The sequence below is a fragment of the Streptomyces sp. A2-16 genome (genome assembly GCF_018128905.1).
In the GTDB taxonomy this organism is placed as follows: Bacteria; Actinomycetota; Actinomycetes; order Streptomycetales; family Streptomycetaceae; genus Streptomyces.
Genome location: NZ_CP063808.1, coordinates 3,961,303 through 3,975,328, shown reverse-complemented (window position 1 = coordinate 3,975,328; position 14,026 = coordinate 3,961,303). Strand labels below are relative to the sequence as shown.

Below are 14,026 nucleotides of genomic sequence, written 5' to 3'. Positions count from 1 at the left end.
CAAGGAGACTGCAGTGCCACCAGTGCAGAACGGAGTGCGGGCGAGTTCGCTCGACGCCCGCTGGGTCAAGAGCCGACACAGCAACGCCGAGGGCAACTGCGTCGAAGTGGCCTCGCTGATCGACGGCGCCGTCGCGCTGCGCAACTCCCGTGACCCCGACGGCCCCGCGCTGGTCTACACGCCGGCCGAGGTCGCCGCGTTCCTCGCCGGCGCGAAGGACGGGGAGTTCGACCACCTTCTGTGAGGTGTCGCGGGCCCGGGGGCGACGGCGTCGAACTCCCGGGCCGCCACCGGCATCTAACGGAATGGTGCGTCACGGCCACGCTGCGTGCGATAGTGTGAGTCGTCTCTGTGCCGGTTTACTGGGAGTCAGGATGTCTGCCGCGTCCCATCGCACCTCCCGCCTGGAACCGTACCTGGACCGCACCGAGCCGGCTCCCACGCTGCTGAAGATGCTGGTCGGCGTGCAGTTGACGGGCTTCCGCGAGGATGCCGGACTCGCCCAGGACCAGGCGGCGCGGGCCCTCGGGTTCAGCCCGGCAAAGCTGTCCCGCATCGAGTCGGGCAAGGGCCGCAAGCCTCCGTCGGAGAGCGACGTGCGCGCCCTCCTCGAGCTGTACGGCACCGAGGACTACGAGGCCTCGGTGCTCCTCAAGCTGCTCCAGCGCGCCGGTGACCCGGGCTGGTGGCAGCGGTACGACAAGCGGCTGATGCCCGAGTGGTTCGACCGGCTGGTCGGACTCCAGGAGGCGGCAGCGGCCATCCGTACCTTCGAGATCCAGTACGTCCCCGGCCTGCTGCAGACCCCGGACTACACGCGTGCGGTCGTGGAGCGCGGACTGCCGACCGCGGCCGCGAGCGAGGTGGCGCGACGCGTCGAACTGCGGATGCGGCGCGCGCAGTTGCTGCTGCGCGAGGACGCCCCGCAGCTGTGGGCGGTGATCGACGAGTCGGTGCTGCTGCGGGTGCTGGGCAGCCGGGAGGTCATGCGGGCGCAGCTCGCGCACCTGGTCGCGATGGCCCAGCGCCCGAATGTGACGCTGCAGATCATCCCGCTGGACGTGACGAACGCCTCCGCACCGTCCATCCCGATCACCTACCTGCGCTTCGGCGGGCTCGATCTGCCCGACGTCGTCTACCTGGAGCACATCAAGAGCGCGAACTTCCTGGAGGACCGGGACGAGACGGAGGAGTACCGCCTCGCCCTGGACCGGCTGGCGGACGACGCGCTCGAACCCCGGGACTCGCTGCGGCTGCTGGAACGCACGATGGAGCAGCGCTACACCGACTGAGAGTCCCTTTCGGGCGCAGGGTGTCGCGTGAGACCGGGCCGGGCAGGCCGACCCGGCGCGAGGTGCCGTTCGAGGAGCGACCGCGAAGGCGGCGAGGTGCGGCGCGTCGTGGCGCGGACCGTGCCCGGGTCCAAGGCGCGTCCCCCGAGTGCGGCGGTGGCTTCCTCCACCGTGCCTGGGGTGCGGCCCGTCCGCACCAGGCCGTTGCCGGCAGACACGTGCACGCCCCCGACGCGGAACCTTCGTGGTCGCGTCAGGGGCGTTTCGGGGTCGGGTCAGGCGATGCGGGCGACGCCGCCGAACTCGATCCACTCGTGGGTGAGCTGGCGGGGGGCCACCTCGGAGTCGGGGCGCCAGGTGGAGACCTCGACGAGACCGGGGTCGAGGATCTCCAGGCCCTCGAACCACTCGGCGACGTCCTTCTCCTCGCGCACCCGGCCCCAGTGGCCCTGGGTCGCCTGGTCCATGAAGTTCGTGACGAAGTCGCGGACCTCGGGGTCCTCGCTGACCAGCTGGCACATCACCATGAAGCTGCCGGGCGCGAGCCGCTCACGGACCCGGCGGGCCACGGCGGCCGGCCCGTCCGTCTCGCTGTCGGGGATGCAGTGCATGACCGAGTTGAACAGCACGGCGACGGGCTGCGAGAAGTCGATCAGCCGCCGGGTGTCCTCGTGGTCGAGGATCGCCTCGGTCTCCCGCATGTCGGCGTGGATGACGGCGGTCCGCTCGTCCTGCTCCAGCAGCGCCCGGCCGTGGACGAGGACCATCGGGTCGTTGTCGACGTAGACCACGTGCGTGGTGGGGTCGATGCGCTGGGCGACCTGGTGGACGTTGTCCTGGGTGGGCAGGCCCGATCCGTGGTCGAGGTACTGCCGGATGCCGTGCTCCGCCGACAGGGTCCGCACCACCCGCTGGAGGAAGCGCCGGTTGTTGACCGCGAGCCTGCGGGTGCTGGGGACGACCTTGTCGAGCTCCTCGCAGGCGGCCCGGTCGGCCGCGTAGTTGTCCTTGCCGCCCAGATAGTGGTCGTACATACGCGCGGCCGTGGGTACCGAGGCGTCGATCGACGTGGACAGGTTCTTGCCGGTGCTCATCATTCCCCCAGCTCGTGCCGCCAACTGGCCTGGCAGGACAGGGAGTCCATCCTAGGGACATCCCGATGGCCGAGGCCAGTGCGCACCCGGGTTCAGACGGCGTCCAGCTCCGCGAGTTCGGCCGCGTCGAGCACGAGATCGGCGGCGGCGAGCGAGTCGCGGATCGTCTCGGGACGGCTCGCCCCCGGGATCGGCACGACCACCGGCGACTTGGCGAGCATCCAGGCCAGGCAGACGCGCTGCGGGCTCACCCCGTGCTTCTCGGCGATCCGCGCGAACGGCGCGTGTGCCGAGCCCAGTTCGCCCGCCCGCGAGATGCCGCCGAGAGGGCTCCAGGGCAGGAAGGCGATGCCGAGTTCGTCGCACAGCCGCAGCTCGGGCTCGCTGGACCGGAAGGCCGGGGAGAACTGGTTCTGCACGGAGACCAGCCGGCCGTCGAGGATCTCGTGAGCGAGCCTGATCTGCTCTGGGTTCGCGTTGGAGATGCCCGCCCTGAGGATCTTGCCCTCGTCGAGGAGGTCGCGCACGGCGCCGACGGACTCGGCGTAGGGGACGCGGGGATCGGGGCGGTGGAACTGGTAGAGGCCGATGGCCTCCACACCCAGCCGGCTCAGGGACGCCTCGCAGGCCTCCTTCAGGTGCCGGGGGCTGCCGTCGAGGGTCCAACTGCCGTCCCCGGGACGCAGATGCCCGCCCTTGGTGGCGACGAGGACGTCACCGCCCCGGTCGTGGGAGGCGAGGGCCTTGGCTATCAGGGTCTCGTTGTGACCGACCTCGTCGGCGTCCCGGTGGTAGGCGTCGGCGGTGTCGATCAGGGTGACGCCGGCGTCGAGCGCGGCGTGGACGGTGGCGATGGAGCGTTCCTCGTCCGGCCGCCCCTCGATGGACATGGGCATGGCGCCCAGACCGATCGAGCTCACTTCGACATCACCGATACGGCGGGTGTGCATGGCCTAGGACCTCTTTCGCCTGTCACGCGGAGCTGGGCTCTCATCAGCCTGGCCGCCGCACACACCGAAGGTCCAATAGAAGAATGAGAACGCATTCAGTGACGGGAGTGCTGAATCCCGGACCCTGGCGTACCCCTCGTCGACCGGCGGGCGAGACGGGGTTGCGTGTCCGCGGTCCCCGTGTGGCACCCTCGCCTCGACCGGTGGACGATCCAGCCTGGTCATCATGAGGTACGGCGAGAGAGGCGGCACCATGCGCATCGGACTGCTCGGCACCGGTCCCTGGGCCAGGATGGCCCACGCCCCCGCGCTCGCCGCACATCCGGAGCTGGACTTCGCCGGGGTGTGGGGCCGTCGTACGGAGGCCGCCAAGGAGCTGGCCGACGAGCACGGCACGCGGGCGTACGACGATGTCGACGCGTTGCTCGCGGACGTGGACGCCGTCGCGATCGCCCTGCCGCCGGCCGTGCAGGCCGAGCTCGCGGCGCGGGCCGCGCGGGCCGGTTGCCATCTGCTGCTGGACAAGCCCCTCGCGACCACGGTCGAGCAGGGGCGGGCGGTGCTCGACGCCGTCCGGGAGACCGGCGTCGCCTCGGTGGTGTTCTTCACCTCGCGCTTCCTCACCGAGACCGAGGCGTGGATCGGCGAACAGGCGGGCGTGGCGGGCTGGTTCACGGCGCGGGCCGAATGGCTGGGGTCGGTGTTCACCAGCGAGAGCGCCTTCGCCGACTCGCCGTGGCGGCGGGAGAAGGGCGCCCTGTGGGACGTGGGTCCGCATGCCCTGTCGGTGCTGCTGCCGGTACTGGGCGAGGTCCGTGAGGTGGCGGCGGCCGCGCACGGCCCCGGGGACACCGTCCATCTGGTCCTCAGGCACACCGGCGGCGCGTCGAGCACTCTGACGCTGAGTCTCACGGCACCTCCAGCGGCCGCGGGAGCCGGCGTCGAACTGCGGGGCACGGGCGGAGTCGCCCTGCTCCCGGAGTCGTCGGAGGGGGTCGTGCCCGCCGTGCTCCGGGCCGCCGACGGACTGCTCGCCGCCGCCCGCACCGGGCAGGCACATCCCTGCGACGCCGCGTTCGCCCTGCGGGTCACCGAGATCCTCGTCGAGGCGGAGACCCTGCTGGACGGCGCGACCGGCGTGCCCACGGCGTAGATCCGCGCCTCGGACTCCCGGCACACCCACGGCACGGACCTGCACCACAGACCCCCGGCGTACGCATGGCACGGACCTGCGCCTCGGACCCCCGGCGTACCCACGGCACACACCCGCACCTCAGACCGCCGGCGCGTCCTCGTCGAACGGCTCGTCGCTCCACCGGAACCAGGCCCGCTCCCCCTCGATGTGCAGCAGGAACTCGGGTGCGGGACCGGCCGGAGCGACGAGCGACACCTGCCGCCGGAGCTCGTCGTATGCCTCCTCCCACTCCTGCCACCGCTCCTCGTCGTCCTCCTCCGTCAGGGCGAGCTCGCGCGCGAACAGCTCGCGCACAGCGGCGAATCCGGGTCCTGCCGTGAACCGGCCCGACAGCCAAGGGAAGTCGGCCTCGTCGATAAGGATGTCCCCGACCGGTTCGGCACCGCCGCGCACCTGCCAGACCTCGCCCTCGAACCCCACCACACCTCCCGCGCCGTGCCGACGGTCAACCCGGTGACCAGCATGGCACCCGGCACTGACAGTCGGACGCGACCGGCCGTCAGTGCCGGAGAGGGCTCAGCCGCTGTGCGCAGGCCGGTAGTTCAGGCGTTCGCGCACGACGGGGTAGCCCGCCTTGGCGAAGTTCGCGGCCATGGGGAAGTTCCCCCTGTCCGTCGCAGCGGAGACGAACTCGGCGCCCTGCTCGACCAGACAGTGGGTGCACTCGGCGAGCAGATCGTAGGCGTAGCCGTGGCCGCGCTGTTCGGGCACGACTCCGATGAACCCGACGCAGGGCCCCGACGGGTTGTGGGCCGGAATGTGGATCCCGGCGACGTCTCCCTGCGGGGTGCGGGCGATCTGCCACCACTCGCGGGGCGAGGGGCACCAGTGGAAGAAGTCGAGCTCTTCCTGGGCGGCCCGGTCGAGTCCGCCCTCCTCGATGGCTTTGAGGGCGTGCGCGTCGAGGGTGGCGGAGTGGATGCGGCGCAGCAGGTCGAAGAAGACCGCGTCGTCCGGTTCGGGCCGGAACTCGAGGCGTCCGGGCCGCTCGGGCAGCCCCTGCTCCGGTGTCCAGCGGTAGAGGAACCGCTCGACCAGGAGCTCGTACCCCGCCTCCCGTACGGCGGTGAAGCGGGCCTCGGCGGCGGCCCGCTGTGCCGGGTCCTCGCGCCAGCCCGCGGGCAGGTTCATCTCGAGCTCGACCTGCCAGGGCGCGGTGCGCAGGAGTTCGGCGCCGGCCTCCTCCTCCCCTTCGGCCACGTCGAACCAGTTGACGTTGAGGGGGGCGGTGTCGTCGGGGCCGCCCCACCAGGCGCCGCGTGCCACGACCTTGCCGTCGCGCAGGGCGACCCGCTTCCAGTCGGGGCGGTGCCGGGTGAGCCGGTGGGACTCGCGGGCGCCGAGGGGGTCGGGAAGAGCGTCGAAGAGAGGGGCTTCGCGCTCGTCGAGCGCGCGGATGACCAGATCGGTCATGGGTGGATTCCTCCGGGATGCGTACTGCGTGAGGCGCTCCCGGTCAGACGAGGCACGCCGGGACGACGGAGAGGGAGCGCTGGACGGTCGTGAACTGCATGGCACTCGCCTCCTTCCGCTGGTCTCGAGGCGTGGCAGCTCACGGTACGGGATCCCCGGGGTGGCGTCCACCGGCTTTTCGCGGCCAACTCCGCCCGCTCCGGCGCCACTTAACCGGCACTTAAGACCGGATTAAGCGCTGTCCGACGTATAGGCCGCGGCGCGCCTGGTCCGTACCATCGGGTCTCACCCCCCACATGAGAGCGCTCTCAGGAATTCGAGGAGACCCCCCACATGACCCCTCGTCACCAGCGTCGGCTCGGCCGCCGCAAGCTCCTTGTCGCCCTCGGCGGGGCGATGGCGGCCGCGCCCGCCGTCGCCGCACTGGCTCCCCACGCCCTCGCCGAGGGCAATCGCACCGCGGCGGCCGGCGCCCTGCCGCTGACCGTCGTCAACAACACCGGCGCCTTCGACGACGCGAACGTCCACGTCTACATCGTGGGCAACCAGGACGGCAGGCAGGTCCGGGTCACCCCGGACGGCACCCTCGCCCCGGTGGCCCTGTCCGACAACGGCGCCGACGGCTACACCGACTACGCGATAGGCCTGACCGGAGGCGGCGGGACCACCCTGTCCCTGCCCTACCTGTCCGGCCGGATCTACGTGTCCCTGGGCGCCAAGCTGAAGTTCAAGGTGGTCACCGACGGCAACGGCAACCCCGCCCTCCAGTACCCGGCCGGCTGGGTGACCTCGGACCCCAACTACCCGGTGCTGCACGACTGCGCCGAGTTCACCCACAACGCGGCGGGCATGTTCTGCAACACCACCATGGTGGACATGTTCAGCGTGCCGTTGAGCATCCGGCTGACCGGGGCGCGGGACCAGACGACGGGCACCCTGCGCGCCTCAGGGCGGGCCGGTGCCTTCGCCGCCGTGCACCAGGTCGAGGAGTTCGCGCCGCTGGTGGTGGGCGACACGCGTGTCATCGCCCCGGGCCACGGTCTGGACGCCGGCCTGTTCCCGGCGGACTACTTCGCGCCGTACATCGACGAGGTGTGGAGCACGTACACCGGCAGGGACCTGACCGTCACCACGAACGCGGGCACCTTCACCGGCCGGGTGCGCGGCGGGCAACTCGTGTTCACCGGTCCCGCGCAGGTCTCCTTCGCCCGCCCTTCGACACGGGACGTGCTCTTCTGCCACGGCGCCCTCGCCGCTCCCAACGACGGCACGACCGGGCCGGTCGCCGCCGTGCTCGGTGCCGGGTTCAACCGCTCGACGCTGGTGAGCACCGCCGCCCAGCCGACCACCGACCCCGCCTCCTTCTACCGGACCGCGCTCACCAACCACTACGCCAAGGCCATGCACGCGGCCACGGAGGACGGCAAGGCGTACGGCTTCGCCTTCGACGACGTGGCCGACCTCGCCTCCTACATCCAGGACACGGCGCCGACGGGCATCAGGCTCACGCTCACCCCGTTCTAGAACCGTCTCGGCGTGCGGGGCCGGGCCGGTCGTAGCAGCGTGGTGGTGTGAGCGGACTGCGCGACCGGGACCGGCGGAGCTGGCTGCGGGGTGCGCCGCCGCCGGGCTGGGTGCGGGCGATGCCCGCCGCGCTGCTGGCGGCGGTGTGCGCGGCGACCCTCGCGAGCCCCGACCCGCTCGACATCGGCTTCGTGCTGGGCGCCATCCCGCCGCTGGCCGTGCTGTCGTACGGACCGGCGGCGACGGCGGTGCTCGGTGGGCTCGTCCTGGTCGTGCTGAACGTGCCGGCGTTCCGGCTCAACGATCCGGGCAGCACGGATGTGCTGACGGTCGGCTTCGTCGCGGCGCTGAGTGTCGTCGTGTCGTTCGTCCGGAGCCGGCGCGACGCCCAGCTGATGACCGAGCGCGCGGTCGCGGAGGCCGCGCAGCGGGCCGTCGTGCCGCCGCTGCCCGAGCGGGCGGGAGACGTACAGTGCGCGGGGCTGTACCGGGCCGCGCAGCGGGGAACGCTGGTCGGGGGTGACTTCTTCGACGTGCGGGAAGGTCCCTGCGGGGTGCGGGTGGTGATGGGCGATGTGCAGGGGCACGGGCTGTCGGCCGTCGCCACCGTCGCCTCCCTGCTGGGCGCCTTCCGGGAGGCGGTGCTGGACCGGCCGGATCCCGAGTCGGTGGCCGCTCGGCTGGACCGCAGGCTGGTGGTGGACTCGGCGGCGGTGCGGCACTCCGAGCTGTTCGCGACGGCGGTGGTGATGGAGTTCGGCGTGGGCACGGGGACCGTGCGGATCGTGGCGTGCGGGCAGCCGGGCCCGGTCCTGCTGCGCGACGGGCACGCCGTGGAACTCGACGTCCCGGTGGGCACCCCGCTCGGCCTGGGCCTGTCCGACGTCGCGCCGCCGGCCGGGATCACGGTCCCGCTGCGGCCCGGCGACCGGCTCTTCCTGGCCTCGGACGGCGTCTGGGAGGCACGGAACTCCGCCGGCGCCTTCTACCCGCTGCTCGACCGGATCACCGCTTTCACGGGCGATCTGCCGGATCTCGTGGAGCGGGTCTGGACCGACCTCGTGCGCTACGCCCCGGCGCTCCAGGACGACGTCACGATGCTCGTTCTCGCGCCCGGTGCCCCGGAGTCCCGCTGACCGCCGTGTCCGCCTCCGGCTCCCCCTCGGCGTCGATGTGCGGGAGGATCCGGTCCAGCCAGCGGGGCGTCCACCAGGCGTGCCGTCCCAGCAGGGTCATCACCGCCGGGACCATGAGCAGCCGCACCACGGTCGCGTCGATCAGCACGCTCACCGCCAGGCCCAGTCCGAGCATCTTGACCACGATGTTGTCGCTCACGATGAAGGCGGCGAAGACGCTCACCATGATCAGTGCCGCGCAGGTGATGACCCGCGCGGTGATCTCCAGCGCGTGCGCGACGGAGGCCTTGGCGTCCCCGGTGCGCAGCCAGGCCTCGTGGACCCGGGAGAGCAGGAAGATCTCGTAGTCCATGCTCAGCCCGAAGATGATCGCGAACATCATCATCGGCACATAGCTCTCGATGGGCACCTTGCCGGAGACGCCGAGCGCGGGACCGCCCCAGCCCCACTGGAAGACGGCGACGACCACGCCGTAGGAGGCGGCGATGGACAGGACGTTGAGGACGGCCGCCTTCACGGCGACGAGCAGCCCGCGGAAGACCGCGAGGATGATCAGGAAGGCGAGGGCGACGACCACGCCGATGATCAGCGGCAGCCGGCTGGCGACGATGTCGCGGAAGTCGACCTGGGCGGCGGTCGTGCCGGTGACGTATCCCTTGGCGTCGGTGCCCTTGACCGCGGTCGGCAGGGTGGTGTCGACCAGGCGGTTGGTGAGGTCCGTGGTGGTGGCGCTCTGCGGGGACTGCTCGGAGTAGACGGTGGCGAGCAGGACGTCCCCGTCCTTGGTGGGGGTCAGCTGGGTGACCGCGGCCGCGCCGGACACGCCGGAGAGGGTCTTCTGCGCCTGCGAGGACAGGCCCGAGCGCTGGGACGACGGCACGGACGTCTGGTCGATGACGACGGTGAGCGGGCCGTTGGAGCCGGGCCCGAAGGCGTCGGTCATCAGGTCGTAGGCCCGCCGGTCGGTGAAGGACGTGGGATCGGCGCCGTCGCCGATGTGGCCCAGTTGGATGGAGAAGACCGGGATGGCGAGGACGACGACGGCGGTCACGCCCGCGGCCAGGTAGCGCCACGGCCGCCGCTCGACGCGCTGGGCGTAGCGGTGCCAGGTCCCCGTGGGCGTCTCGCCCTCGGCGGCGTCGGTCTCGGCGACGGGCCGGCGCACCCGGTAGCGGTCGATTCGTTTGCCGATCAGGCCGAGCAGGGCCGGGACCAGGGTGAGGGCGCCCAGGACCGCGGAGACGACCGTGACGGCGGCGGCGAGCCCGAGTTTCCCGATGAACGACACCCCGGACGCGGACAGCCCGGCCAGCGCGATGATCACCGTGCAGCCGGAGACGAGCACGGCACGTCCGCTGGTGGCGGTGGCCCGGCCGGCCGCGTGGACCGGATCCTTGCCGTCCATGAGGCTCTGCCGGTGGCGGGTGAGCTGGAAGAGCGCGTAGTCGATCCCGACGCCGAGTCCGATCATCGTGGCCAGGGTCGGTGAGACGGTCGCGAAGGTGAACGCCGAGGCCAACAGGCCGAGGCAGGCGAGCCCGCCGATCACGCTGATCAAGGCCGTCACCAGGGGGACACCGGCGGCGATCACGCTGCCGAAGCCGACGAGCAGCACGATGATCGCCACGGCGAACCCGATCAGCTCGCTCACCCGGTCGTCGGCGTCGGGCCGCGCGAGTTCGCCGAGCGGACCGCCGTACTCGACGTCGGTCCCGGCCGCGCGCAGCGGCTGTACGGACTGGTCGACGCCGTGGAGGTAGCCGTCACCCAGAGTCGAGGGCTGGACGTCGAAGCGGACCGTGATGTAGGCCGTCTTCCCGTCCGAGGACAGCGGCCCGACCTTGGAGGCGGGTGTCGACAACGGGTTCTGGGCCGACAGGACATGCGGCAGCTTCTGCAGATCGGTGACCGTCGTGGAGATCTGCGAGGAGAGCGAGGAGAGCGCCTTGTCACCGTCGTGCAGCACGATCTGGCTGCCGTAGCCCCCGGCCGCCGGGTCGTGCTTCTTCAGCACGTCGAGGCCCTCCTGGGACTGGACGCCCGGCAGGGAGAAGTTGTCGGAGTAGTCCCCGCCGAAGGACCGGTTCAGGGTCTGCAGGGCTACCAGGGCCACGAGCCAGGCCACCATGACGATCACGAAGTGCCGGGCGCACCATTCCCCCAGCCTGCGCAGGACGCCCTTGGAGCTGTTCCGGGTACTGGACATGGCGCGTCTTCCCTGCCGATCCCGAGATCAGTACTCCCATTACACGCCTGCCGGATCATCCAGGCATCCCGGGCAGACGTCCCGCCGACGGGCCCGGACGGGGTCCGCGGCGGGCGCCTCCGGATGCAGGGTCGGCCCGGGCGTTGAATGGTGATATCGGACCCGTTGACACCACCGGGACCGCACAGCGATCCGGATCCGAGGAGCAGAGATCATGACGACGTCACAGCCCGACGTGTCCGGGCCGTCCGAGGAGCGCGCCACTCCGGACGACCTGCTCCACGCCCGTACCGGCACCGAGGTGTCGCCGGAGGACCTCGTCCTCGCCTCGGGCAAGGACATCACCCCGCACAGTCTCGAGTGGGCCCGGCGCAAGCTGGAGGCGGAGGGCCCGGCAGCGCTCGACAAGCTGCTGCCCTAGCCACGACCGGGTGCGGCCCGGCTGTCCTGGGCAGTCGGGCACGCACGGGCTCACGCCGCCCTACGGCGATGAGGGCGTCGTGCGGCCCCTCAGCGGCCCGGCTCCTCGAACTCCTCGTCCAGGCACACCACTTCGACCCGCTGCACGAGGTTGTTGGCGAAGCCGCCCCGGTTCCAGGGCTGTTCCAGCGGTTGGGTGTGGCCCTGCGCGTCGGTGGCCCGTGCGCTGAGCACGAACTCCCCCGGCTCCACCTGCCAGTCGAAGCGCCAGCGCCGCCACGCCCAGCGGTGTCCCGTGTCCGGCTCGAGTTCCGCCTCGTGCCAGGACCCTCCCCCGTCCGTGCTCACCTCGGCGCTGGTCACCGGCGCCCGTCCCGACCAGGCGCGTCCCTCCAGCGTCACCGTGCCGGGCCGGACCACGCGGACCCGGGACATGAAGTCCGGGAATCCGGGCGGGACGAGCAGGGCGCGCGGCGCGATCCGGGTGACCGGCTCCCCCTCGTCCCCCGGGTGCTGCCGCAGCCGGTAGGCGACGGCCTGCTGGAACCCGGTGAACGGGGTGTCGGTGACGGTGATCTCGCGCAGCCACTTCACCTGGGCCATGCCGTACCAGCCGGGCACGACGAGCCGGAGCGGGTGGCCGTGCTGCGGGGGCAGCGGGGCGCCGTTCATCTCGTGGGCCACGAGCACCTCGGGCTCGGTGCCGGTGGCCACCGCGACCGGCAGGGCCCGCTGGTAGTCCTGTTCGACACCGCGCTCCACCCCGTGGTCGGCGCCGGTGCACACCACGTCGACGGCGCCGGCCTCCACTCCGGCCTCGGCGAGCAGCAGCCGCAGCGGTACGCCGGTCCACTCGGCGGTGCCGACGGCCTCGACCAGCCAGGGCTGGCTGACCGGGCGCGGGGTGAGCAGCGCTCGGCCGTTGCCCGCGCACTCCAGCGTGACCCGGGTGGTGACCTGCGGGAGGGACCGCAGGTCGGCCGGGGTCAGGGTGAGCGGGCGGCGGACCCGGCCCCCGACGCCGAGCTGCCAGGGGGTGCCCTCGGGGACGTACGGGATGTCGTAGTGCGTGAGGACGTAGTGCAGGCCCGGCGGGGTGAGGTCGTGGCGCATGGCCTCGAGGGGGAGGCCGTGATTGCGGGTGGCGAGCGCCAGTTCGTCCCGGCCGATGCCCTCCTCGGGGGCGGCCAGCCGGGCCGGAGTGCTGGTGTCGGCGAGTCGGTGGCCCATGGCCGTATTGTCCCGCGGTCCGCCCGGGCTGTCGCGGTCCGCGCGGCATCCGCGGCGGCCCGCGGGCAACTTCCCCGCAACCTGCGCCGATCCGGGAGCGACCGGTTCACGGCTCGCCCTTTCGGAAGGGGCCCCGCGACTGCCAGACTTCCGAGGGTGCCCGACTTCGACATGCTCGTCATCGGATCCGGACCCGGGGGCCAGAAGGCCGCCATCGCCGCGGCCAAGCTGGGCCGCCGGGTCGCCGTCGTCGACCGCCCCGACATGGTCGGCGGGGTCTCCATCCACACCGGCACCATCCCCTCCAAGACCCTGCGCGAGGCGGTGCTGTACCTGACCGGCCTCACCCAGCGCGACCTGTACGGCCAGAGCTACCGGCTCAAGGAGGACATCACCGTCGCCGACCTGACCGCGCGCACCCAGCACGTGGTCGGCCGTGAGGTCGACGTGATCCGCAGCCAGCTCTCCCGCAACCACATCTCCCTGTTCGGAGGCACCGGCCGCTTCGTCGACCCGCACACCGTGGCCCTGCGCGAGATCACCGGTCACGAACGGCTGCTGAGCGCGGAGAACATCGTCATCGCCACCGGCACCCGTCCGGCGCGGCCGGACAGCGTCGAGTTCGACGGCCGTACGATCATGGACTCCGACAACGTGCTCGCTCTCGAACGCGTCCCGCGCTCCATGGTGATCGTCGGCGCCGGGGTCATCGGGATGGAGTACGCCTCCATGTTCGCCGCGCTCGGCAGCAAGGTGACGGTCGTGGAGAAGCGGGCCGGGATGCTCGACATCTGCGACATCGAGGTCATCGAGGCGCTGAAGTACCACCTGCGGGACCTCGCCGTGACGTTCCGCTTCGGTGAGACCGTCGCCGCGGTCGAGCGCCACCCGCGCGGCACGCTGACCATCCTGGAGAGCGGCAAGAAGATCCCTGCCGACGCCGTGATGTACTCGGCCGGGCGGCAGGGCCTGACCGACGAACTCGACCTGGACAAGGCAGGTTTGAGCGCCGACAGGCGGGGCCGGATCACCGTGGACGAGCACTACCGCACGGAGGTGCCGCACATCTACGCCGTGGGTGATGTGATCGGCTTCCCGGCGCTGGCCGCCACGTCCATGGAACAGGGCAGGTCGGCCGCCTACCACGCGTTCGGCGAGCCGGTCGGGCAGATGCACCACCTGCAGCCCATCGGCATCTACACCATCCCGGAGATCAGCTTCGTCGGCCGCACCGAGGACCAACTCACCGAGGAGAGCGTGCCGTTCGAGGTCGGCATCTCCCGTTACCGGGAACTCGCCCGCGGCCAGATCATCGGGGACTCCCACGGCATGCTGAAACTGCTGGTGTCCCCGCACGACCGCACCCTGCTGGGTGTGCACTGCTTCGGCACGGGCGCCACCGAACTGATCCACATCGGGCAGACCGTGATGGGCTGCGGCGGCACGGTCGACTACCTGGTCGACGCGGTGTTCAACTACCCGACGCTGGCCGAGTCCTACAAGGTCGCGGCCCTGGACGCCACGAACAAGCTCCGCCAGATCGACCGGATCGGGGACTGACCGACG

General features: G+C 71.6%; 13 protein-coding genes. 7 read left to right on the top strand and 6 right to left on the bottom strand.

The genetic code is table 11. The features are described from left to right. The first annotated feature begins 13 nt into the window (after positions 1 to 13). Positions 14 to 244, top strand: a complete 231-nt coding sequence (locus IOD14_RS17860) for a DUF397 domain-containing protein (protein WP_123993480.1) — start codon at positions 14 to 16, stop codon at positions 242 to 244. 130 nt (positions 245 to 374) lie between these two features. After that, positions 375 to 1,292, top strand: coding sequence for a helix-turn-helix transcriptional regulator (locus tag IOD14_RS17855; protein ID WP_123993481.1), 918 nt, complete (start codon positions 375 to 377; stop codon positions 1,290 to 1,292). A 275-nt stretch (positions 1,293 to 1,567) separates the two neighbouring features. Here IOD14_RS17855 and IOD14_RS17850 read toward each other — a convergent pair whose 3' ends face one another. Then, positions 1,568 to 2,386 (bottom strand): SAM-dependent methyltransferase, encoded by an 819-nt coding sequence (locus IOD14_RS17850; protein ID WP_212673296.1) that lies wholly within the window; start codon positions 2,384 to 2,386, stop codon positions 1,568 to 1,570. Between the two features lie 92 nt (positions 2,387 to 2,478). Further along, positions 2,479 to 3,336 (bottom strand): aldo/keto reductase, encoded by an 858-nt coding sequence (locus IOD14_RS17845; RefSeq protein WP_123993482.1) that lies wholly within the window; start codon positions 3,334 to 3,336, stop codon positions 2,479 to 2,481. A 253-nt stretch (positions 3,337 to 3,589) separates the two neighbouring features. On the opposite strand from IOD14_RS17845, the gene IOD14_RS17840 reads away from it, so the two are divergent. Further along, positions 3,590 to 4,489 carry a Gfo/Idh/MocA family oxidoreductase gene (locus tag IOD14_RS17840; RefSeq protein WP_212673295.1) on the top strand — a complete coding sequence of 300 codons (900 nt, stop codon included), beginning with the start codon at positions 3,590 to 3,592 and terminating at the stop codon, positions 4,487 to 4,489. 120 nt (positions 4,490 to 4,609) lie between these two features. Here IOD14_RS17840 and IOD14_RS17835 read toward each other — a convergent pair whose 3' ends face one another. Together IOD14_RS17835 and IOD14_RS17830 are read right to left on the bottom strand one after the other, a co-directional pair. Continuing rightward, a complete protein-coding gene (locus IOD14_RS17835; protein WP_212670752.1) occupies positions 4,610 to 4,951 on the bottom strand; it encodes a hypothetical protein in 342 nt (113 codons plus the stop codon). Between the two features lie 96 nt (positions 4,952 to 5,047). After that, entirely contained in the window at positions 5,048 to 5,944 is an 897-nt protein-coding gene (locus tag IOD14_RS17830; protein WP_123993484.1) for a GNAT family N-acetyltransferase, read from the bottom strand. A 333-nt stretch (positions 5,945 to 6,277) separates the two neighbouring features. Here IOD14_RS17830 and IOD14_RS17825 point away from each other — a divergent pair, with 333 nt between their 5' ends. After that, the gene (locus tag IOD14_RS17825) at positions 6,278 to 7,468 is read left to right on the top strand and encodes a beta-1,3-glucanase family protein (protein ID WP_212670751.1); all 1,191 of its coding nucleotides are present in this window, start codon (positions 6,278 to 6,280) and stop codon (positions 7,466 to 7,468) included. 56 nt (positions 7,469 to 7,524) lie between these two features. Beyond that, positions 7,525 to 8,604 carry a PP2C family protein-serine/threonine phosphatase gene (locus IOD14_RS17820; protein ID WP_249126273.1) on the top strand — a complete coding sequence of 360 codons (1,080 nt, stop codon included), beginning with the start codon at positions 7,525 to 7,527 and terminating at the stop codon, positions 8,602 to 8,604. Here the strand turns inward: IOD14_RS17820 and IOD14_RS17815 are convergent. Then, the gene (locus IOD14_RS17815) at positions 8,561 to 10,810 is read right to left on the bottom strand and encodes an MMPL family transporter (RefSeq protein WP_212670750.1); all 2,250 of its coding nucleotides are present in this window, start codon (positions 10,808 to 10,810) and stop codon (positions 8,561 to 8,563) included. The two genes, IOD14_RS17820 and IOD14_RS17815, sit on opposite strands and share 44 nt — an antisense overlap. Positions 10,811 to 11,024: 214 nt before the next feature. Here IOD14_RS17815 and IOD14_RS17810 point away from each other — a divergent pair, with 214 nt between their 5' ends. Then, positions 11,025 to 11,231, top strand: a complete 207-nt coding sequence (locus IOD14_RS17810) for a hypothetical protein (RefSeq protein WP_123993487.1) — start codon at positions 11,025 to 11,027, stop codon at positions 11,229 to 11,231. Between the two features lie 89 nt (positions 11,232 to 11,320). On the opposite strand, the gene IOD14_RS17805 is transcribed toward IOD14_RS17810, so the two are convergent. Further along, positions 11,321 to 12,460 (bottom strand): sulfite oxidase, encoded by a 1,140-nt coding sequence (locus IOD14_RS17805; protein ID WP_123993488.1) that lies wholly within the window; start codon positions 12,458 to 12,460, stop codon positions 11,321 to 11,323. Positions 12,461 to 12,616: 156 nt separating this feature from the next. Between IOD14_RS17805 and sthA the strand changes: the two genes are divergently transcribed. Then, complete coding sequence (sthA, locus tag IOD14_RS17800) at positions 12,617 to 14,020, top strand: Si-specific NAD(P)(+) transhydrogenase (protein ID WP_123993489.1); 1,404 nt, start codon at positions 12,617 to 12,619, stop codon at positions 14,018 to 14,020. Positions 14,021 to 14,026 lie beyond the last annotated feature (6 nt).

Bases quoted from the DNA above. Each gene is read 5' to 3' on its own strand.
- IOD14_RS17855 (WP_123993481.1), top strand. From the start codon at position 375: ATGTCTGCCGCGTCCCATCGCACCTCCCGCCTGGAACCGTACCTGGAC.
- IOD14_RS17850 (WP_212673296.1), bottom strand. From the start codon at position 2,386: ATGAGCACCGGCAAGAACCTGTCCACGTCGATCGACGCCTCGGTACCC.
- IOD14_RS17845 (WP_123993482.1), bottom strand. From the start codon at position 3,336: ATGCACACCCGCCGTATCGGTGATGTCGAAGTGAGCTCGATCGGTCTG.
- IOD14_RS17840 (WP_212673295.1), top strand. From the start codon at position 3,590: ATGCGCATCGGACTGCTCGGCACCGGTCCCTGGGCCAGGATGGCCCAC.
- IOD14_RS17830 (WP_123993484.1), bottom strand. From the start codon at position 5,944: ATGACCGATCTGGTCATCCGCGCGCTCGACGAGCGCGAAGCCCCTCTC.
- IOD14_RS17825 (WP_212670751.1), top strand. From the start codon at position 6,278: ATGACCCCTCGTCACCAGCGTCGGCTCGGCCGCCGCAAGCTCCTTGTC.
- IOD14_RS17815 (WP_212670750.1), bottom strand. From the start codon at position 10,810: ATGTCCAGTACCCGGAACAGCTCCAAGGGCGTCCTGCGCAGGCTGGGG.
- IOD14_RS17810 (WP_123993487.1), top strand. From the start codon at position 11,025: ATGACGACGTCACAGCCCGACGTGTCCGGGCCGTCCGAGGAGCGCGCC.
- IOD14_RS17805 (WP_123993488.1), bottom strand. From the start codon at position 12,460: ATGGGCCACCGACTCGCCGACACCAGCACTCCGGCCCGGCTGGCCGCC.